This window comes from Chryseobacterium sp. Mn2064, assembly GCF_049319685.1.
GTDB lineage: Bacteria > Bacteroidota > Bacteroidia > Flavobacteriales > Weeksellaceae > Chryseobacterium.
This window is the reverse complement of sequence record NZ_JBMOUE010000006.1, coordinates 171,777-193,087: the sequence shown is the minus strand read 5'-3', so window position 1 is coordinate 193,087 and position 21,311 is coordinate 171,777. Positions and strand designations below refer to the sequence as shown.

Sequence of the window (21,311 nt, the reverse complement as noted above, 5' to 3'; positions counted from 1 at the left end):
CATAAAAAATGAGTGTCTTCACGTATCACTTAGTAAAAACAGATTACTTTTCTGCACTCAGAATTCTTTTTTCTTCACCAAAGTCAAGAAATATCCCAGGGTTAATTCACGCAGAAATCATGACGGTGATGACTTTAGGCTCTCCTATTTTTTCACCTTCCCGAATGCTAATAAGACAAATCGCTGTATTCGCACAATGGGAAGATGAAAGTGATATCGAAAATTTTTTAGCGAAAGACAACTTAGGAAAAATTTTATCTAAAGGTTGGCACACAAGATTAACTTTTATGAGAAAATGGGGAAAATTCAACAAGTTTGAAATTCCTGATGAAACCGCAGAATTTGAAAATCCGAATTCGCCAGTGGTTGCAGTCACCATTGCCAGAATGAAATTTTTGGAAATTCCCAGATTTATTCATTGGGGAAGACCGGTTGAAAAATTGGTTCGAGACCACCCTGCAACAACTTTGTCTTTGGCCTCCATCAAATTCCCAAATACCGTTTCCACTTTTTCAATTTGGAAAAATCAAAAAGAAATGACCGATATGGTTCATGGACATAGCAAAGTTCCAAAACCAAAAAGGCACACCAATGCAATGAAAGAAAGAGATAGAAAAGACTTTCATTTCGAATTTACAACTTTGCGCTTTAAACCTATTTCAGAATTTGGGGAATGGAATGGGCAACGCAACCTTATTCCATCTCTCAAAACCAACTAAAATGGGATTTGCTTATCCGATACAAAAGTTCCAGGATTGGTTTACTCAGCAATGGGTAATTCTGCGGGGAAGAAAAATTAAGCCTGCAAATTCTCTCTGGCTGATGGGGCCTTTTGGTAATTTGAATCCGATGAGTGAGAGTTTTATTCATCAATTTGCCGAAAAAGAAAATCTAATTGTAGAAAAAGGCTCAGGAGTAAAAGGTATTATTCCTTCCATGCTAAAGCTTAACTTATCTGAAAATGAGTTCTCAAATTTATCCAAAAATGTAATTGATTTCTACGAAAACACCTCAAATTATACCTTAAATTTTTCTATAAAATGGAATCCCTATTTCAAATTTTTTGGAATTTTAATTAATAAATTATTCAGTAATAGAATTAACCAACTGAATATTCCTACGAAAAATATTGACGGTTCAGAATCTCTAAAAAGCGAAATCATCAACCTCACCGACCCCAAGACCAATGAAATAAAATACACGTTTTGGTATCGTTCTAGTGAATCGACCGGGCAAGTTATCTATTCCGGAGTTTACGGTATCAGCAATTTACCTTCAGGAAAAACTTGTGTAAAAGCTGTATTTCCTTTACCCAATGGGAATGCAACAGTGTTGATGCTTCCTAGTGTAGGAAAAAACGGAGAACTGATTTTAGATTCTTCAGGAAAAAAATTTGGAGATGCTGGTTTTTACTTTTTACTTAAAGATTCCAAAGGTGAATATTGGTCACAATTTATACGTTCTTTTCGTGATTGTCTCATTATAGGTTCCGAAAATGACATTATATTAGCAGAACAAGCTTTAACTCTGTGGCATTTCAGGGTTCTTACTTTTATCTATACAATTGAATTAAAGAAATAGGTTTATTGATGAAGAATTTTCATGAGAGAAAATTTATATGAACCGGCAAAAATTTTTGAAAGATATAAGTTCTAAATTTTCACTATTTTTGCAGAAATATTTTTATTAAATGTCAAGAATTCTTACCGGCATTCAAGCCACCGGAACACCCCATCTTGGAAATTTATTGGGGGCAATTATTCCCGCTATCGAACTTTCTAAGCAGGAAGGAAATGAATCATTTTTATTTATTGCAAATCTTCATACGCTTACACAGATTAAAGATGCGCAAACGTTAAGACAAAATACCTACGAAATTGCTGCGGCTTGGCTTGCTTGTGGATTAGATACTGAAAAAACATTCTTCTACAGACAAAGTGATATCGCTGAAACCTGTGAACTATCTTGGCATTTATCATGTTTTTTTCCTTATCAAAGATTAACGCTGGCTCATTCATTTAAAGATAAAGCAGACCGTCTTCAGGATGTGAATGCAGGGTTATTCACATATCCTATCTTAATGGCTGCGGATATTTTACTGTATGATGCAGAGATTGTACCTGTAGGAAAAGATCAGCTTCAGCATTTGGAATTTGCAAGAGACGTTGCTTCACGATTTAATAATCAGATGGGTGAAATTCTTGTATTGCCACAGTCTGAACTTCAGGAGGATACCAAATACGTACCTGGAATAGATGGCCAGAAGATGTCTAAATCCAGAGGAAATATCATTAATATTTTCTTACCGGAAAAGGAACTGAAAAAACAGGTAATGAGTATCGAATCGGATTCTAAGTCTTTGGAAGAACCAAAAGATCCTGAAACGGATAAAACATTTAAGATTTTTGAACTGATTGCGACACCAGAACAAACAGAGGAGTTAAGAGCAAAATATCTTGCCGGAAACTTTGGATATGGTCATGCTAAAAAGGAATTGCTGGATCTTATCCTTACCCGTTTTACTAAAGAAAGAGAAGTATTCTCTTACTATATGAATAACCTTGATGAGTTAGAAGCAAAGCTACAGGAAGGCGCTGAAAAAACCAGACCTATTGCTTCGGAAACTCTTAAAAGAGTAAGAACAAGCTTAGGATTTTAATTCTAAACTTCAGATATAAAAGAACCGGCTGCCTCAATATTGAGGCAGCCGGTTCTTTTTCTACCAATGCATGCATGCTTTTTACTCAGATCTTATTTTTCTCTACCATAAAGTAGTGCATGTTATCTTCAAACTTATAAGTAACCTCCCAGCCTGGATATTGTTTAATAATCGTTTTAATGATCGACAATCCAAGACCTGTAGAAGTATGATCTGAAGCCTGTTTATAAAAGCGGGTAAAGATCTTAGATTCATCCAGAGAGACAGGTGTTCCGCTATTTTGGAAAGTTATTCTGTTATTCTCTATCAAAATGTTAAGAGTTCCTTCTTCATTATTATATTTGATGGCGTTTTTAAGAAGGTTAGAAAGAAGAATATCTGCCAAATCCTGGTTAAAGTCTGCGATAAACATTCCTTTTTCTATGATATTCACCTTTACTTTTTTAAATTCAATGAAATCGTCATAGTTTTGAACCAAACTTGTAATCACAGTATTAAAATCAATTCCGGAGGTTTTATTAAACTGACTGTTTTCTATTTTGGAAAGCATCAGCAAAGATTTGTTGAGGCCTACCATTCTTCTCAGATCGTTTTTTACTTCGGTAAGAAAATTCAGGCTTTTTTTGTCAAGATTGTCATTCTGGATAAGAAGATCAATTTTATTAATGACAATAGCCAATGGGGTTTGAAGTTCATGAGAAGCGTTTTCTATAAACTGTTTCTGCTGATAAAAAACAAGCTCATTACGCTCTATCATTTCGTTGATTTCTTTATTCAGTTCTTCAAATTCTGTGATGGAATATTTTTGCTCTTCCTGTGAAAAAGGGATTCCAAACTGATATTTTTTAAGTTTTTCAAGGATAACGTAGAACGGTCTCATGGCTTTATTCAAGAGGTAGCCATTAACGGCAACAATGCTTATTACCAAAAGAATGTAAAGAACAATCAAAGCTGTTGTAAGGTCATAGATTAGCTCGTCTTCTTCTACCGTTGATGTTCTTATGACCAATCTCTGGCGGTTCTTATACTGATCGATAAAGTCGGCCTCAAGAACTCTGTATGGTTGGTCTTTATCATCATATTCCATATAAAACATCTTATCGTAAAGCCTGCTTCTATTTTGGTATTCTTTTTCTGTAATAGGATTGATTTTAAATTCATTAAACCCAAAATCATTATTTTTCAACAATTGAGGATTCAGGTAAACCGCTTTTATAATCTGTATTTTTCTATCTCTGAGGCCATCGTCCACATTATCATGTACTTCATCCAGAATATAGGCATAAAATAACCCGGCCCAAACTGCAATAATGAGCAGAAGGATCATGATCAGGTACTTTATGGTGTAATATTTTAAGGAAACTTTCATCAGACAAATTTATATCCTATTCCGTAAACCGCCTGAAAGTCGGCTTCTGCATTGAGTGTTTTCAGTTTTTTACGAAGATTTTTGATTTGTGAGTAAATAAAATCCAGACTGTCTGCCTGATCAATGTAATCTCCCCAAATAGCTTCGGCTAGAGTGGTTTTCTGCAGTGTTTTTTCGGGATGGATCACGAAATAATATAAAAGATCGTATTCTTTACGATTGAGAACAAGTTCTTCTTTTCCTACCATCACCTTTCTATGATCCGGATCAATGCTTATGTTTTTATACTTAAGAATATTTTCTCCGTCCTGATGATTTCTTCTGATCACAGATTTTATCCTGGCCATAAGTTCTGCCAAATGAAAAGGTTTAGCAAGATAATCGTCTGCACCAATCTCCAGACCTGCAACTTTATCATCCACGGAATCTTTTGCGGAAAGAATAATAACAGGATCTTTTTTGTGCATCTTTTTGATTTCTCTGAGCAGATCTATTCCATTACCATCTGGCAGCATAATATCGAGGAGAATGCAGTCATATTCATAGGAAATAACCTTATCAAGCCCAGAATTATAATCTGGAGCATATTCTACGATAAAATGTTCTGCTTCCAGAAATTTCTGTACAGTGTCTTTTAATTCTGGTTCATCTTCTACTATTAAAATCTTCATATTTTGGTATTATTACTGTACTGAATACTAAATCTCCTATCAAATATAGGAATAATAAGAAGGAAAAAAGAAGGAAATACTTACGAAAACATGATCAATAAGAGCGTGATATGATACATCACACTTAGAATATCAATGATTCGTAAGTACCCTTCTGTGTTAGTATTTTCAATTCTTTTCATACTACTCAACCGTTTTCATATGATGACCATTGGCATCAAAAATGAAGCAGATTCCATTCATCAAAGAAATTTTATAGGCATTGTATTTCTTTTCAATAGATTCAACTACACTGCATGGGTGATGTTTTGTGATAAAAGACACAATATTCTTTCTAATCTCTGTGGAGGATTTTTTACCTCCGCTATTTTTTATTAAATTCCAGTTGACCATACTATTATTATTTGGTGTTAATGGGTAATGATTGATGTATTAGTCATCAATTTTTTTAAAATTTCCGTTTCTGTCAAACTCCAGCTCCAATCCGTTGGAAAGTTCTGCTTTGTAAGACCATCTCTTTTTTTCTACTTTGATGATGTAAGTATTGGGGAAATTTCTTGTGCTATAGTTTTTGATGGATACGGGAATAAAACCATATGGTAATTTCTGATGTTTACCATCCACTTCTTTCCAGTTTCCACTGCTGTCAAACTCCATTTTCATTCCGTTGCTCAGATAGACTTTATATTCGTCGATACCATAGATTTCCCTGTCTTCAATGGCTGAAGCAACAGGAATTCCTTTAAAATGGAAAGCAAGGAAGTTTTTAACGTTTTTGGGAAGCTGATTAGGATTAATTGCTCTATCTTGAGCGGCAATAAACCCACTAATCAATAAAAACATAATCATTAATACTCCGGTGATCTTCTTTGCATTTTTCATACTTTTCTATTTTCTGTTGTTATTATGAAGCAAAGTTGGGAATCAATTTGGGAAAGAATTGGGAAAGAATTTTTATAAAAACAGGTAAAGGTTAATTTGACCACAGATTGCCGCAGATGAGTACAGATGTTTGTGTTGATTTTTGAAATGTATTATAAACAGAAAAGCCACTAAGAGTATCTTAATGGCTTGTGTATTTTTTATAATCGAATATTATTATAAATATTCTTTAATCTGCTGAAGATGAGTGATGGCTTTTAATCCTTCTTTCTGTTTATCTTCTTTATAAACGTCAAAGAAGATTGCATCCATACCAAAATCTGTGGCTCCCATAGCATCAGCAATCCAATCATCCCCAATCAGGATGCTTTCTTCTTTTTTAGCTTCAGAAAGGCCAAGGGAATATTCGAAAATTTTTGGGTTGGGTTTTCTTACTCCAACAGCATCTGCACTCGTGATGGTTTTAAAATAAGGAGCAATGCCTGAAAGTGTACATTTTCTCTCCGTTACTTCCTGAAAACCATTGGAAATAATATGAAGCGTATAGTTTTTGGCTTTTAAATATTCCAAAACATCTTCTGCTCCTTCTACCAGCTCGTTATGGCTTACAATATTGTCGAGGAAATTTTCTTCAAAATAAAGAGACAATTCTTTATTATCTATTCCAAAATGTTGAAAAGTATCATAAAAACGGTGTTCTCTTAAATATTCTTTTCCGATAATTCCATCTCTGATTTTCTCCCAAAGTTCTTCGTTGATATCGTGGTAAACAGAATGAAATTCTTCAAAGTCGATATTATACTTGGAAGCGATATCCTGCTTTTCAAAAAGTTCTTTAATGGTAAGGTACGCATTTCTGCGGTGATCCCAGAGCGTATTGTCGAGATCAAAAAAAATGTGCTGCATCTTCATACAGCACAAAGTTAATAATTTTAATTTTTTAAAATAGGATAATTTTTGCTCTTGCTTTTCACAACCTCAAGGCTTTTGGAAAAATTCAGCAAAAAATCAATTGTTTGTTTCTTAGGTTTCAAAGTTTTCACTTTTAAAGAATCATTTTTTTTCATAGGCGAAGTATGTTTTCCTTAAAACGTGAAATTTTACGAAATATTATCTATCTGGTTAAGATTATATTATTTTCGTCCATGATTTTTCTCAGGTTAATGAGCGCATACCTTACTCTGCCCAATGTGGTATTGATACTCATATCGGTGTGATCTGCAATCTCTTTGAAGCTTAAACCGTCGAAAAATCTAAGTTTAATCACCTCCTGTTGATTTTGTGGCAAGTATTGCAACATCTTCAAAAGATCTTCCTGAATCTGGTTAGATACAAGCTGATCTTCAATATTTTCTGAAGGTTCTCTGATCAGATCAAAAATGGAATATTCACTGGTTTCAAAAGTAGTTTCTGAAACTTTCACATTTTTGGCTTTGGATCTGAAATGGTCAATGATTAGATTGTGGGAAATTCTTTTGGCCCAAAGAATAAATTTTCCTTCTTCGTTGTAACGGCCTTCTTTCAGCATTACAATAATCTTCATGAAAGTGTCCTGAAAGATATCGTTGGCTAAGTCTTCATCATTAATTTTGTAAAAAATGAATGTAAACAGTTCTCTCTGGTGTCGGTGAATAAGGGTTGACAATGCACCCTCGTCTCCTTTTTGGTAAAGGGAAATTAGTAAACTATCCGATTTTGATTTCATAACTCTTCTCAATATAACATTTGTAGACAGCCTTTCTACCAGATATTCTATCTGGGCCTGCTGTATAAACAAAACAGTTCAAAGTAGAGTTACTTCAATAGGCGGTACAATTATTATGATGTAAATATAATAATTTTTTAATAACTGTTAACCTATTATTAAATTTTCACAAGAAAAATTTAAAGAAAATCACTTAAACATATCGTGAATGAATACGGTAGGGATATTTAATGTAAAATTAATATTTAAACCTTTCATCTCTTTTCCGTTCAAACGGGTGTCTCCTATAGGGAAAGCATACCCTCCTGTAAGGTCTAACATCCCAAAAAGAGTCACTCCTATTTTCGGAGCAATATATTTATTAGTTCCTTCTGCACCAGCCAGAAAATAGTAAGAATGGTAGAAATCTACATCTTTTTGAAAATTCAGCAGGATATCTGCCTGCAATTTGGGCATAATAGCAAACTTCGAATCTGCTGAACCCATCAAAGCGGAGGCTCCTACTCTGTAAATTACGTCGTCATTTTTAAGAAAAAGCAATTTGCCCCCTACTTCCCCAAAACTTTGATTCTGGTACGTATATCCTACACTGATCATTTTATGCATCGTATACTGAGCTTTTGCGGCGGTACTCAGAAAAAATAAGGTAAGGATAGCAACTACAGTTCGAAAATTCATCATCTTTTTAATTTATTATAGTGTAAAATTAAAAAAAACTGCCTTATCAGAAGATAAAGCAGTCCATTTATTCTTAAAAGAAAAAATTAAATTCCAAAAGCGGCTTTAATTTCCTCTACTTTGTCTAGTTTCTCCCAAGTGAAGAACTCAAGGTTTTTTAGCGTCAATTCTTTTTTATGACCTTTATTGAAGGTTTTATCAGCAATATAATGCTCTTTACCCATATGTCCGTAAGAAGCGGTTTCCTGATAGATAGGATTTCTCAGTTTCAGGTTCTGCTCAATAGCGTATGGTCTTAAATCGAAAATTGAAGACACTTTCTTAGCAATATCTCCATCATGAAGATCTACTTTTGATGTTCCGTACGTATTGATGTATAAACCACAAGGTTCTGCGACTCCAATGGCGTAAGAAACCTGTACCAAAACTTCATCAGCTACTCCTGCCGCAACAAGGTTTTTAGCGATATGTCTTGTTGCATAAGCAGCACTTCTATCTACTTTTGAAGGATCTTTTCCAGAGAAAGCACCACCACCGTGAGCTCCTTTACCACCGTAAGTATCTACGATAATTTTTCTACCAGTAAGACCTGTATCTCCGTGAGGTCCTCCAATTACGAATTTACCTGTAGGATTGATATGGTATTTGATCTGATCATTGAATAAAGCTTTGATCTCCTCTGTTTGCTGTGCCACAACTCTAGGAACAAGGATGTTTTTGATGTCCTCACGAATTTTGTTCAACATCTCTTCTTCAGTTCCAAAATCATCATGCTGAGTAGAAACTACGATAGAGTCAATTCTGATAGGTTTGTGATCATCAGAATATTCGATAGTCACCTGGCTTTTCGCATCAGGACGAAGGTAAGGAATTTCCTTATTTTCTCTTCTGATCGCAGAAAGCTCTTTAAGGATCGTATGAGCAAGATCTAAAGCCAATGGCATGTAGTTCGCTGTTTCGTTGGTAGCATACCCGAACATCATCCCCTGGTCTCCTGCACCTTGTGCATTCGCTTTTGCTTCAAAAGACTCATCATTTACAGCTCTGTCCACCCCTTGGTTGATATCAGGAGACTGCTCATGGATAGCAGAGATTACTCCGCACGAATCCCCGTTGAACATGTACTCTCCTTTTGTATACCCTATCCCATTGATTACTTCTCTGGCAATGGTTTGTACATCAAGGTAAGCATCAGACTTTACCTCTCCAGCCAATACCACCTGTCCTGTCGTTACCAATGTTTCACAAGCAACTTTTGAATCCTTATCGTACGCTAAAAAATGATCAATTAATGCATCGGAAATCTGATCGGCAATTTTATCCGGATGTCCTTCTGAAACGGATTCAGATGTAAATAAATAAGACATATTATTCTTTGTTTAGATTTAAAAAATTAATGTTGAAGAAAAAATATGAATAAAAATTGCCCAGAAAAAAGAATACTGTTTTAGCATTTTTTTATAGAGGTTGCAATCAGGTCAAATTTTTCCTCGTAATAAACGTAGCAAATTTAAGTACTATTTTTTTAATACTCAAAGATTTTGTTTATTAATTATAATATTATTTAAATTAATGATTTCTATCACTTTAAAGCCTCTTTACTATTGAGGTTTTATGCTCACAAACTCCTTTGGACTTACATGATAATTCAGTTTAAGCTCTAAAGAATTTTTAATAGAATGAGACAATTCATCAATAATTTTCTGTTTAAAGGTCGGTTTATAATAAATAATACTGATCTCTCTGTAAGGGAAAGGCTTCTTGAATCTGAATACATTTTTCTTTTGCTCTTCAGATAACTGACTTAGCGCAAGCTCCGGTAAAATACTGATTCCTCCTACTTTATCTACCATATGAACCAATGTTTGAATATTGGAAGCCAAGAAATCTAAGTTTTTAGGTTTCAATGTATTTTCTTTCAGGTGACAGATATTTTCAAACTGGTTTCTAAGACAGTTTCCTTCTTCAAGCAACCATACTTTTTCTACGTTCAGTTCTTCAGGAATAATGTAAGCATTCTTTTTATTAGCTTCAGTATTAGAACTATAGATCATCAATTCTTCATTAAATAAGAAGTCCTGATAAAACTCGTCTGCTGTATCATAAGGCGTTGAGATAATTCCCGCATCCAGTTCTCCTGCTTTTAAAGCTTTAATAATATTATCCGTTGTCATTTCTTTTACATTCATCTGAATCTTCGGATTTTCCTCAAGGAATTTGAAGATCTCAGTAGGCAGAATGAAAGAGGAAACGGTTGGAATAATTCCTAAGTTTAAGGTTCCTCCAAGAATATTATTCAATAGGTTTGCTTTATTTTTCAACTCATTGACAGATTCGATGATTACCTTGGCCTGATCAATGATCTGAAGACCCACATCTGTGGTACGAATCGGGTGCGTTGTTCTGTCGAACACCTTCACATCCAGTTCATCCTCAAATTTCTGTATCATGGCACTTAACGTAGGTTGTGTAATGAAGCACGCCTGAGCTGCTTTACCAAAATGTTTATACTTATCAACAGCGATAAGATACTCCAGTTGCTGAATGTTCATTTGATTAATATTATCTATTACAAAGATATAACGTTTTTGCTATTACCAATTAAAAATTCAAGTAAATTTGATATTCATTACCTTTACACTTGGATTTAGAAAAACAAAAACATTTATACAAATCATCAACGATATGGATTCTAAAAAATTAACGTTAAGTAACGGCGCACCTTATTATGAGCATCAGGATTCCCAGACGGTAGGACCAAGAGGCCCGGTATTGTTGCAGGACTTTATTCTTCAGGAAAACCTTGCACATTTCGTTAGGGAAAGAATCCCTGAAAGGATTGTGCACGCCAAAGGAAGTGGTGCTTATGGAACTTTTACCGTAACACATGACATCAGCCAGTATACCAAAGCCCAACTTTTTTCCAAAGTTGGAAACTCGTGCAGAATGTTTGCAAGATTTTCTACAGTAGGAGGTGAAAAAGGGAGTGCAGATACCGCAAGAGACCCAAGAGGTTTTGCCTTAAAATTCTACACAGAAGATGGAAACTGGGATCTTGTAGGAAACAATACTCCTGTATTCTTTATTAAGGATGCAAAAAAATTCCCGGACTTTATCCACACTCAAAAGAGAGTGCCTAAAACCAATCTAAAAAGTGCTACTATGATGTGGGATTTCTGGAGTTTAAATCCTGAATCTCTTCATCAGGTTCTTATATTAATGTCAGACAGAGGAACACCTTACGGTTACAGACATATGCATGGCTTCGGGTCTCATACCTTCTCTATGATTAATGATAAAAATGAAAGAGTATGGGTGAAGTTTCATTTCAAAACAAAACAGGGAGTGAAAAACTTTACTGATGAAGAAGCTGTAAAAATGGCAGGAGAAAATCCTGATTTTGCGCAGGAAGATCTTTGCAATGCCATAGAAAATGGAGATTTCCCAAAATGGACTCTCTATATTCAGGTAATGACTGAAGAGCAGGCAAAAGATTTCAGATGGAATCCTTTTGATGTAACCAAAGTATGGTTCCACGATGACTTCCCATTGATTGAAGTAGGAGAAATGGAGCTGAATGAAGTTCCTGTGAACTACTTTGCCCATGTTGAACAATCTACTTTCTCACCAAGCAGCCTGATTAACGGAATCAGTTTCTCTCCGGATAAGATGCTTCAGGGAAGATTATTCTCCTATCCGGATGCACACCGATACAGAGTGGGAGTCAATGCACACCAACTGGAAGTGAACAGATGCCCTTTTGCTGTTAATAATTATCAAAGAGACGGCTTCATGGCAGATTCAAGTCACTATCAGGACAAGCCGAACTACCATCCAAATAGTTTTGATGATATCAAACCTGATTCTTCTTACAAAAACTATGAATATGAATTAGACAGTGCTCATGTGGCCAGCTACAACAGAAACGATAACGACAGTGATCATTATACTCAGCCGGGGCTTCTTTACTCTAAAGCAATGAATGCAGAAGAAAGAAATCATCTTATTCAAAATATTGTAGGGAGTATGAAAGGCATCACAGGACCGAAAAAGGATGAGATTATCAACCGACAGCTGTGTCACTTTTTCCGCGCCAATATTGAACTTGGCATGAAAGTGGCTTCTCAATTAAATGTGAATATTGATGCAAATATGATGAACCATTCTAAATAATCATATTGAATGATAAATAAAAAAAAAGGAAAAAAAAATAATATTTTTTCCTTTTTTTTGTAAAAAATTCATAATTTGCAAAGGATGATATTTTAAAGTGGAAAAATGAGTTACGACAACATATTATTAAATAAAGAAGATAAATTATCTATCATTACCATTAACAGGCCTGAAAGCTTAAACGCCCTAAATGCCAAGACCATTCAGGAAATCAGTGCAGCATTGGACGAGCTTAATTCCGACCATTCATGCAGAGTAATTATCCTTACAGGTAGTGGAGAAAAATCTTTTGTAGCTGGAGCTGATATTAAAGAATTCAGTGATTTCGGACAAGAAAAAGCTGAAGAACTGGCCAGAAACGGACAAAATACGTTGTTCAACAAAATTGAAACACTTTCTAAACCTGTCATTGCAGCCGTTAACGGTTTTGCATTAGGAGGAGGTTTAGAGCTTGCTATGGCATGCCACATCAGATATGCATCAGAGAACGCCAGATTGGGGCTTCCGGAAGTAACTTTGGGATTGATCCCAGGATACGGAGGTACACAAAGGCTTCCTAAGCTTGTCGGTAAAGGTATTGCCAACGAAATGATCTTCTCTGCCAAAATGATCCCTGCTCAAAAAGCAAAAGAGATCGGTTTGGTAAATGAAGTATACCCTATAGAAGAACTATTAACAAAAACGAAAGAATTAGCGAACACTATTGCCTACAATTCGCCAATGGCAATATCAAAAGCGATTAACGCTGTGAATTTATCTGATACGGATAAAGGTTTTGAGACTGAAATTAAATATTTCGGAGAACTTTTTGACATGGCAGATAAGAAAGAAGGAGTTACTGCGTTTCTAGAGAAGAGAAAGCCTAACTTCTAATCTTTCAAAAAAGATTTTAATCCAAATTATTTCGAAAAACTAATGCTGCGGTATGAATAAGTTTGACAAAGCTTATCTAAAAATGGCCCAAGAATGGGCAAAACTCTCCTACTGTAAGAGAAAACAGGTGGGAGCTCTTATCGTGAAAGATAGGATGATTATTTCGGATGGTTACAACGGAACTCCTTCGGGATTCGAAAACTGCTGTGAAGATGGAGATGGGAAAACACACTGGTATGTATTACATGCTGAAGCCAATGCTATATTAAAGCTGGCGGCTTCTACACAATCTGCAAAGGGCGCAACGTTATATTTAACGCTATCGCCATGTAAGGAATGCAGCAAGCTGATTCTGCAGGCTGGTATTACAAGACTGGTGTACATTAATGAGTATTCGGACGATGACGGGATATCGTTCCTTAGAAACCATAATATTGAGATAGAACAAATATCGGACTGTGAACTAAAAAAATAAGCACAAATGACTTGGGATGAAAAGATCAAAGATTTTGAAATATTTCTTCGTTTCGAAAGGAATTTTTCAGAAAACACTCTCGACGCCTACGTTCGGGACATTAAAAAATTAAAAGATTACGCAAAAGAGGATCTGGAGAACGTCGGTCCAGACTCTATTGGTTACGAAAACCTGCAGGAATACATTTTCAATCTTTCCAAACAGAAATTCAGTGAGAGATCACAAGCAAGATGGATATCTTCCATTAAAGCATTTTTCAAATTTCTGCTTGAAGATGAATATCGTGAAGACAATCCTGCGGCATTACTTGAAGGCCCTAAATTAGGATTATACTTACCTGATACTCTAAGCCTGCCAGATATCAATAAAATTATTGCTGCTATTGAGGTTGATACAGATCTCGGAAAAAGAAATCAAAGCATTATTGAAGTGCTTTATGGTTGTGGACTCCGTGTGTCTGAGCTTATCGATCTGAAGATATCCAATATCAATTTCAAAGAGCAATACATCAAGGTAAACGGTAAAGGAAATAAAACCCGTTTTGTTCCTTTGGCAGATTATACCGCTGAATTACTGGAAAGCTATATCAAGGAAGTACGTTCTAAGGGAAAAATCAATAAGAAATATGAAGATACTCTGTTCTTGAACAGCCGTGGAACTTCCATGTCCAGAGTTATCGTCTTTCTTATCATTAAAGAACTTACAGATAAGGCAGGGGTCAATAAGAAGATATCTCCACATACATTCAGGCATTCTTTTGCCACGCATTTACTGCAAAATGGGGCAGATCTTCGTTATATTCAGGAGATGTTGGGGCATTCCAGCATCACTACAACGGAAATCTACACCCATCTTAAAACAGAAGAGTTGCGGGATGTTATTTTGAGTTATCACCCGAGAAACGTTAATATTGCTCAATGAGCATAAGTTCCATCTGACCTTTCACAACATAATTATAAACAGATGAAATTGTTGAAATATTGCCCAAGCTGTGGCAAAGAAACTTTACATTGGGACGGCGAAAAAAAATGGAGCTGCCCTGAATGCGGATTTACACTGTACAACAACGTGGCAGGCGCAGTAGCGGTTGTCATCAGATGTGGAGATGAAATTTATCTTACCAGAAGAAACCGAGATCCTAAAAAAGGAAAACTCGATCTGGCCGGAGGTTTTGTTGATCCTAAAGAAAGTGCGGAAGAAACCTGCAAAAGAGAGCTTTTTGAAGAACTACAGCTGAATATCGATATTTCCCATCTGAAATACCTTACAAGCCTTCCCAATATCTATCAATACAAAGAGATTGATTATAATACGATTGATCTTTTTTATGAATATAATGTTTCGGAAAAATTTGAGGTAAATCTTGAACTGTCAGAGATTTCAGAAGCCATATGGATCCCTTTACAGGAACTTAACCTGGAAGACATCGCTTTTGATTCTCAGAAAAGGTTTTTTGAACATTATTTAAAAAAATAATTTTTGTAATAAATACTCCCGCAAGTCTCAAGATTTTGCGGGAGTTTTTTTATGGTCAGAAAACAATTTTCCCACAAATTTCACAATCATGATAGAGTTTTATAAAACGTAACTATACAATTGGTGAAACTTGTGGGAAAGTCTTTTTTAAACTTAGTAGGTTTTAGATTTCAGCATTTCTTCAAGATATTGAGTCAGAAGTGTTCTTTCTGCATCTGTAAGTTTAGCTTCATCATGATAAACAATGTAGCCGGGTAAAGGCATTGTTTTATGTTTAAGAGCTTCAATAGATCGATCGAGTATATTCTCCTTTAATTCCTTATTATAGGTTCCCCAAATAGAAAAGTTGAGATGTTCCCTTCCTTCATTCACATGGCTTTTTACAGACCAGGAAATTGGAGCGATAAAGGCATATTTAGGATATACAGTTTCGTTGGAATGACAGTCATAACAGGCATTTTTAAGCATTGTTCTGATCTTATCCGGGGTTTTCTTTGAATCTACAAAATTCACAGAAGAATCAACCGGTTTGTTCACCCGGTCAATAGGAATAAACTGAATGATAGCAAAAGCTACTAAAGTCCAGAATATTATTTTTTTAGCCGTCTTCATATTTTTATTTTACTGGAGTAAGAACTGCAGTATTGGATTTTATTTCCGTTTTCACATTCTGCTTCACCGTCTCAGTTTCTGCAGAAGTGGTAGCAGGTGGCACAGCAGAAGCGGTTGTTCCTTTAGGATTATCAAGACTTCTTGTATCTTTTAAGTCCCATTCTTCCCTGGTTTCCCATAATCCTCTTACAATAACTTTTTTATAGAAAATATAAGCATCTTCGGCAAAAACTTCATTGGCAAAATCTGCTTCGTCCCAATACTTATTTTCGTTGTTATCCACTAATATTCTTACCACATATTCTTGCGGCTTCAGAATATCGAATTTAACTTTATTACCCTTCGTATACTTTTGGTAAACTGCCTTATCAGAAGAATCAAGCAACTGAATCCAATAGCTGGAAGTAGGTGCATTGGTTAATGTAAATTCGAGGCTTCCAAACTGGTCTATCTTCGCCACGTCAAAATCAAAACGTTTCGACTGGGTATTTTTCGTAAAGAAAGAAGATACCGTCTCTTTAGGAATAGTAAGCTGGTAATTTTTTCCGCTTACGAAATCAGACTGGATTAAAATCTTGTACGGGTTGGTTTCAGAAATCCTTGCTTTAAATGGTATTGTATTGATACTGTCTCCTTTAATGTTCAACGTCCATTTAGAAGGATCAATTTTATCAATCATATAATCGGATGATATTCTGAACTCCGAATTGGGAGCCAATGAAGCACCGTCATTATCACTTACGATGTCCATTGCATTTTTCTTATTGTATTTGTACTGCAGGGAAACATTATAAATACTGTCTTTTTTAAGACCGAGATTGTGACTGAATACAAGCTTCTCATTCACTGTTTGCCCTACATCACTTTTTACTGCATCAAACCAGATTCTTACTGAGTCTGATTTCGGAGTATGTGTAATTTTAACATCTTTGATTTTATCATTCAGTGACTGAACTTTTACATCTTCAGGATGTCCTTCAAACAACATTAAAACTCCTCCTGCAATTTCTTTCATCTCTGAATACTTTACCGCTTTTTTAGAAGGATACACCTTTAAATTAAGACCTGAGATCGATTTATCAATATTGATAGCTTCTTTTTGAAACCCAACTTTTTCTTTACCGGGATCATATACAGAATTACCATTATCATCGTCAAAAGCAATAATTTTATATTTTCCTGGTGACAGATAATTCAATTCGTAATATCCATCCTCGTCTACTTTTGTAATATAATAAGGTTTCTGTCTGTAATTGATGGTATCTTTCACCTGATATAGGCCAACAACCAGCTTATTTTCATTACTTCCGGTCTTCTTTTTAATCTCCATTGCATCTTTTACCTCACCACTTACATAGAGATCATCAAGTTTATCTCCTGTAGAGAAAGCAAAATTGAAATAACGAAGAATATTAGATTCGTTGTTATCTACAATAGAATTCCCAAAGTTGAAATTATACGTTGTATTGGCCTGAAGAGTATCTGCCCATTGGATCAAAATAAACTTATTGGCAATATTGGACGGAAGAATTCTCTTGATATTCTTGATGGGTGGAGAAATGATCAGGTTTTTGTTGATATCTTTCAATGTAATATATTCATCAAAATCCAAACGGAGCTCGTGAATATCTCTTTTTACATTAATTCTTGTGGTATCAATGTTTGAACTTAAAAACCTTGGTGCTAATGTATCTTTTGGTCCACCCACAGGCGATCCTACCCTTGCACATGAGTGTACAAGAAAGCAGATAACGAATAATAAAAGAAACCTTTTCATGAAAATGTTTAAGCAAAAATAAACATTATTCTCCAAAAACTTCCTGTCCGGAATTTAAAGTATCTTTATTATCATTCATCACCGTATGAAGCTTATCTTTCTGTAACGGGAAATTTTCAAATAATCCTGATAGGGCAAGTGCTGTATATACTTTATTCGAATACTTGTTTCCAATGGCAACAATGGTAACTTTCGATTTCAAAAGGTGAGCAAATACTGAGTTTGTACCATGCCACCAACCATTGTGGTATGTTAGCTTTTCACCATTATCGAAAATCTTCATTCTGAATCCTAATCCATAATTATTCATCCCCATTTTTTCATTGCTGTATGGTGCAAATACCATTTGCATCAGTTCCGGCTTTAAGAAATTCCTGGAGAACATTGCTTTTGAGAAATTATACAGATCTCTTGGTGTAGTATAAACGTTTTTATCACCATAAATAAGATCTAATCTATCCAACGGATACAATTTGCTTCCTCCATAATAGAACGACTGTGCTGCGGTTGGAATATCTTTTTCCTGGAAAATGTAAGTATTGTTCATTTTCAATGGTGTAAAAACCATTTCTTTCATCGCCTGAGGAAATGGGGTTTTGGTAACCTTCTCAATTAACAAAGCCAATAAAGCAAAGTTTGTATTACAATACATAAATCCCGTATCTGTATCTCTTGCCAAATCCGGTTTGTATTTAACAATCATATTCAGGATATCCTCATTGGTCAAAAACGGTTTTGAAAGTTCCGCCGGAGCGGGCTGTATTTTTGTGATGAAATATTCATATTTAGGAAGACCACTTCTTTGATCGAGTAAAGTCTGAACGGTAACATTAGGATAAGGAAATCCTGGAAAATACTGCGTAAGATGATCAGACATCTTTATTTTGCCAGCTTCAACCAACTTCATCATCGCCATTGCCGTAAGTGTCTTTGAAACTGATGCAACATGCAATGGAGTATTCTTATTTATTGGCATCTGATTGCCCTCTCTTCCAAATCCTCTGTAATTTTCATACAGAATTTCATCTCCTTTAGCCACAAGAATACCTCCACTCAGATCTCCAGCATCCCAGATCTTTTTGTAATACTGATCTATGTAATTAACTGTTGCCTGCTTATTCAAAAGTTCGCCATCTGCTTTAGTAAAAATATTTCCCAAATCTACATTTCCATAATTGGGAAGATTAGTCGTATTTTCGGCTGAAGCTTCTTTTGCTTCAGCCTTTTTTTTGCAGGAAAACAGGGATAAAATTACAGTTAAAATAAGTACCAGGTTGCTCGTCTTCATGAGATTCAAAAATGAGTGGCAATTTAGTAAAACTCAAAAATAAATAGTAAATATGAAGGAATATTATGAATTATTTAACATAAAAATTTGAAAGAGTCAAATAATAAAAAGGTAAAAGTTTCAAAATCTCAAGAAATAATTAAATCTTTATAAAAACAAAGAGAGACAAACTGCCCTAAGGTCAATTTGTCTCTTTATACTTTAGCTTCTAAACCTCGACAGATTTAGGCTATCAATTTGTTCCTATTGCATTTAGCAATACGAGGCAACAATCTTATCTACAATAAACTGAGCAAGTTTTTCCTTACTTTGATGTGTCCAACCTGCAATATGAGGAGTAACAATGGCATTTTCTGAGTGAAGAAGATAGTTTAGATCCTCATTTTCGGTTTCTATGTTTTCAAAGGAAGACTTTTCGTATTCCAAAACATCCAGACAGACCGCTTTTACCTTACCGGATTTCATTGCTTCTACTAAACTTCTAGTTTCCACATTCTTTCCTCTCGCTGTATTTACAAAATAGAAGTCATTTTTCATCTCAGAAATAAACCTTTCATCGATAAGATAATGCGTTTCTGAAGTAAGAGGAATATGCAAACTTAGAACCTCAGCTGATTCTTTTAATTCGTCTAATGTAACCTGTGTTGCAAATTCATCAGAAAGTCCAGGAAGAATATCATGGAAAATGACTTTACATCCGAAGCCAGAAAGCCTTTTAGCGGTAGCTTTCCCCATATTTCCATAACCTATCAATCCTACTGTTTTGCCTAACAATTCGTTCCCTCTGTTTTCTTCACGTTTCCAGATCCCGTTTTTCACTTCTTGAGAGGCAATAAAAAGTCTGTTCATTACGATCAGTAATATTCCTATAACGTGCTCTGCTACTGAATCTCTGTTTCCTTCCGGAGAGTTGATTAATTGAATTCGCAGTTTTTCAGCAACAGGAATATCAATATTTTCCATTCCGGCGCCTACTCTGGCAATGAACTTCAGGTTTTTCCCCTTTTCAAGAAAGTTTTTATCCAAAGGAATTCTACTTCTGATAATGATTCCGTCGTATTGGTGAATTTTATCACAAACCTCATCATAGGATGATGTAAAATCCTCTTCCAATATAAAGTTCTTAGCTAAAAGCTGCTCTGTAATAAGTGGGTGATTTTTATCTAAAAGAAGTATTTTCATAGTTTAAACACAAATGACACTAATAATTTCACAAATAACACCATCTTCATTTTCAGAGAAAGGCGTTCCTAATTTTACTTTATGGATATAAAAATAAAATGCTTTTAATTTGGATATTACCGTATTAAAAGCATTTCAAAGTCTTATTTCTTATCCTTTTTAGAAGTTTGTGGTTCTTCCTGTGGTTCCTGGAATAATTTCTTAAGCTCTACGGATTCCAAAGGTTTCATTCTTCCTGAAAGAATTAATGAAAGTTCTTTTCTACGGAAGGCTGCTGCAAACCTTTCTTTTTCTTCGTCCGTTTCTGGAATCATTTCCGGAATAGGAATCGGGCGGTTAAATTCATCTACTGCAACGAAGGTATAAATTCCTGCATTGGTATGAATTTTCTTCTGATTGATAGGATCATCCAACCATACATCTACATACACTTCCATAGAAGTAGAGAATGCTCTGGAAACTTTGGATTCTAGCACCACTACTCCACCTTCCGGAATGGGATGATTGAAGGAAACATGGTTTACAGACGCTGTTACCACTCTTCTTTCACAGTGTCTTGCTGCAGAGATAGAAGCACAACGATCCATTTTTGCTAAAAGTTCACCTCCAAAAAGGTTTCTTAAAGAATTGGTTTCGTTCGGAAGAACGATATTCGTCATAATAGTCAGAGATTCTGACGCCGTTTTTATTTTTTTTGCCATTGAGTCTTAGTGTTGATTGGAGCGGCCGGTGTTGTTTTTATTTCTTTTCCGGCAGGTTTTACAAGTGAATCTTTTTTCAGAGAGTCTGAAACGGAAGCTTCTGGTGAATGCACCATTAGTTTTACCGTATCTTTTACAATTCTGTGAGTAGAGGTCTGAACAGAAACCTTATCGAAAGATTTTTTACCGAAAAGAAGTTCCTGTTGGGTAAAAGCAAGGTATAAAATTCCTACAACCGGTATAAGCAGTAGGAAAACCCAAAGAATGATCTTCTTGAATTTATAATCTTTCTCGCTGTTTACAGAGGCATTTACCTTTTCTCCGTTATTGATATCCGAGAATCTGATCTCTTCCAAACCATAAAAGTCAGGCCCTCCGGATTCTATTCTTTTACCTTTAAAATGGGTATTTCCTTCTTCAATATAAACAGTTCCCAGGTTTTGTATTTCAAGAACCTGTTCTGCCTGAAGCTTTTTCTTCCAAAAATCGGTCTGGATTTTCAGATCACTTTTGGAGGCTTCTAAAGACATTTGTTTTTGTGCAGCAATAAAAGCCGCAATATTTTCTGCCTGTACCTCGTAGTCTATAGAAAACTCGATCTGACTTGCCGGTGGCAGGATACTTCCGTTTTCGGAATTGATAATTGCCTTAGAATTTTTCAGAGAAAACACACCAAAGCCTGGAACCGTAGCTGTTCCAAATTGTTTTAAATATTCTAAAATGTATGCTGAAATATTCATTTGGTGGCAAATTTATAACTTTTTCATGACTTTTTAAGATATTTAACGGA

Annotated in this window: 23 protein-coding genes; 8 read left to right on the top strand and 15 right to left on the bottom strand. The window is 35.3% G+C overall.

Features of this window, described 5'->3' with window-relative positions; genetic code table 11:
- Positions 1-8: 8 nt before the first annotated feature.
- The 3 genes from ACL9RH_RS20510 to trpS all read left to right on the top strand — a co-directional run bounded on the left by ACL9RH_RS20510 (position 9) and on the right by trpS (position 2,659).
- A complete protein-coding gene (locus ACL9RH_RS20510; RefSeq protein ID WP_422695196.1) occupies positions 9-719 on the top strand; it encodes a hypothetical protein in 711 nt (236 codons plus the stop codon).
- A 1-nt stretch (position 720) separates the two neighbouring features.
- A complete protein-coding gene (locus ACL9RH_RS20505) occupies positions 721-1,581 on the top strand; it encodes a hypothetical protein (protein WP_422695195.1) in 861 nt (286 codons plus the stop codon).
- 109 nt (positions 1,582-1,690) lie between these two features.
- A complete protein-coding gene (gene trpS / locus ACL9RH_RS20500) occupies positions 1,691-2,659 on the top strand; it encodes a tryptophan--tRNA ligase (protein WP_422695194.1) in 969 nt (322 codons plus the stop codon).
- Between the two features lie 85 nt (positions 2,660-2,744).
- Here trpS and ACL9RH_RS20495 read toward each other — a convergent pair whose 3' ends face one another.
- The 9 genes from ACL9RH_RS20495 to ACL9RH_RS20455 form a co-directional block, all read right to left on the bottom strand.
- A complete protein-coding gene (locus ACL9RH_RS20495; RefSeq protein ID WP_422695193.1) occupies positions 2,745-4,028 on the bottom strand; it encodes a sensor histidine kinase in 1,284 nt (427 codons plus the stop codon).
- On the bottom strand, positions 4,028-4,699 hold the full coding sequence (locus ACL9RH_RS20490) for a response regulator transcription factor (RefSeq protein ID WP_422695192.1): 672 nt from the start codon (positions 4,697-4,699) through the stop codon (positions 4,028-4,030). The genes ACL9RH_RS20495 and ACL9RH_RS20490 overlap by 1 nt, the downstream gene beginning before the upstream one ends.
- Before the next feature lie 183 nt (positions 4,700-4,882).
- Positions 4,883-5,092, bottom strand: coding sequence for a hypothetical protein (locus ACL9RH_RS20485; protein WP_422695191.1), 210 nt, complete (start codon positions 5,090-5,092; stop codon positions 4,883-4,885).
- A gap of 39 nt (positions 5,093-5,131) precedes the next feature.
- A complete protein-coding gene (locus ACL9RH_RS20480; RefSeq protein ID WP_422695190.1) occupies positions 5,132-5,581 on the bottom strand; it encodes a PepSY-like domain-containing protein in 450 nt (149 codons plus the stop codon).
- 216 nt (positions 5,582-5,797) lie between these two features.
- A complete protein-coding gene (locus tag ACL9RH_RS20475) occupies positions 5,798-6,493 on the bottom strand; it encodes a YjjG family noncanonical pyrimidine nucleotidase (RefSeq protein ID WP_422695189.1) in 696 nt (231 codons plus the stop codon).
- A 202-nt stretch (positions 6,494-6,695) separates the two neighbouring features.
- Positions 6,696-7,286, bottom strand: coding sequence for an RNA polymerase sigma factor (locus ACL9RH_RS20470; protein WP_422695188.1), 591 nt, complete (start codon positions 7,284-7,286; stop codon positions 6,696-6,698).
- Between the two features lie 189 nt (positions 7,287-7,475).
- Positions 7,476-7,967 carry a hypothetical protein gene (locus ACL9RH_RS20465; RefSeq protein WP_422695187.1) on the bottom strand — a complete coding sequence of 164 codons (492 nt, stop codon included), beginning with the start codon at positions 7,965-7,967 and terminating at the stop codon, positions 7,476-7,478.
- 83 nt (positions 7,968-8,050) lie between these two features.
- Positions 8,051-9,331: a methionine adenosyltransferase gene (gene metK / locus ACL9RH_RS20460; RefSeq protein WP_422695186.1), complete on the bottom strand. Its 1,281-nt coding sequence runs from the start codon at positions 9,329-9,331 to the stop codon at positions 8,051-8,053.
- A gap of 234 nt (positions 9,332-9,565) precedes the next feature.
- Positions 9,566-10,516 carry a LysR substrate-binding domain-containing protein gene (locus tag ACL9RH_RS20455; protein WP_422695185.1) on the bottom strand — a complete coding sequence of 317 codons (951 nt, stop codon included), beginning with the start codon at positions 10,514-10,516 and terminating at the stop codon, positions 9,566-9,568.
- A gap of 133 nt (positions 10,517-10,649) precedes the next feature.
- On the opposite strand from ACL9RH_RS20455, the gene ACL9RH_RS20450 reads away from it, so the two are divergent.
- The 5 genes from ACL9RH_RS20450 (at position 10,650) to ACL9RH_RS20430 (ending at position 14,961) form a co-directional block, all read left to right on the top strand.
- Positions 10,650-12,137 carry a catalase gene (locus ACL9RH_RS20450; protein ID WP_422695184.1) on the top strand — a complete coding sequence of 496 codons (1,488 nt, stop codon included), beginning with the start codon at positions 10,650-10,652 and terminating at the stop codon, positions 12,135-12,137.
- Positions 12,138-12,242: 105 nt separating this feature from the next.
- Positions 12,243-13,010, top strand: coding sequence for an enoyl-CoA hydratase/isomerase family protein (locus tag ACL9RH_RS20445; protein ID WP_422695183.1), 768 nt, complete (start codon positions 12,243-12,245; stop codon positions 13,008-13,010).
- Between the two features lie 52 nt (positions 13,011-13,062).
- Entirely contained in the window at positions 13,063-13,485 is a 423-nt protein-coding gene (locus tag ACL9RH_RS20440) for a deoxycytidylate deaminase (RefSeq protein WP_089794503.1), read from the top strand.
- A 6-nt stretch (positions 13,486-13,491) separates the two neighbouring features.
- Entirely contained in the window at positions 13,492-14,406 is a 915-nt protein-coding gene (gene xerD, locus ACL9RH_RS20435; protein WP_422695182.1) for a site-specific tyrosine recombinase XerD, read from the top strand.
- 42 nt (positions 14,407-14,448) lie between these two features.
- A complete protein-coding gene (locus tag ACL9RH_RS20430) occupies positions 14,449-14,961 on the top strand; it encodes an NUDIX hydrolase (RefSeq protein ID WP_422695181.1) in 513 nt (170 codons plus the stop codon).
- A gap of 153 nt (positions 14,962-15,114) precedes the next feature.
- Here the strand turns inward: ACL9RH_RS20430 and ACL9RH_RS20425 are convergent, their stop codons facing one another.
- From ACL9RH_RS20425 to ACL9RH_RS20400, 6 genes are all read right to left on the bottom strand, one after another.
- Positions 15,115-15,573: a heme-binding domain-containing protein gene (locus ACL9RH_RS20425; protein WP_422695180.1), complete on the bottom strand. Its 459-nt coding sequence runs from the start codon at positions 15,571-15,573 to the stop codon at positions 15,115-15,117.
- A 4-nt stretch (positions 15,574-15,577) separates the two neighbouring features.
- Entirely contained in the window at positions 15,578-17,350 is a 1,773-nt protein-coding gene (locus ACL9RH_RS20420; protein ID WP_422695179.1) for an Ig-like domain-containing protein, read from the bottom strand.
- Between the two features lie 25 nt (positions 17,351-17,375).
- Positions 17,376-18,638, bottom strand: coding sequence for a serine hydrolase domain-containing protein (locus ACL9RH_RS20415; protein ID WP_422695178.1), 1,263 nt, complete (start codon positions 18,636-18,638; stop codon positions 17,376-17,378).
- Positions 18,639-18,890: 252 nt separating this feature from the next.
- Positions 18,891-19,820 carry a 2-hydroxyacid dehydrogenase gene (locus ACL9RH_RS20410; protein WP_422695177.1) on the bottom strand — a complete coding sequence of 310 codons (930 nt, stop codon included), beginning with the start codon at positions 19,818-19,820 and terminating at the stop codon, positions 18,891-18,893.
- 143 nt (positions 19,821-19,963) lie between these two features.
- A complete protein-coding gene (locus tag ACL9RH_RS20405; RefSeq protein WP_422695176.1) occupies positions 19,964-20,521 on the bottom strand; it encodes an acyl-CoA thioesterase in 558 nt (185 codons plus the stop codon).
- The gene (locus tag ACL9RH_RS20400; protein ID WP_422695175.1) at positions 20,506-21,261 is read right to left on the bottom strand and encodes a hypothetical protein; all 756 of its coding nucleotides are present in this window, start codon (positions 21,259-21,261) and stop codon (positions 20,506-20,508) included. Before ACL9RH_RS20400 ends, ACL9RH_RS20405 begins: the two co-directional genes overlap by 16 nt.
- Positions 21,262-21,311 lie beyond the last annotated feature (50 nt).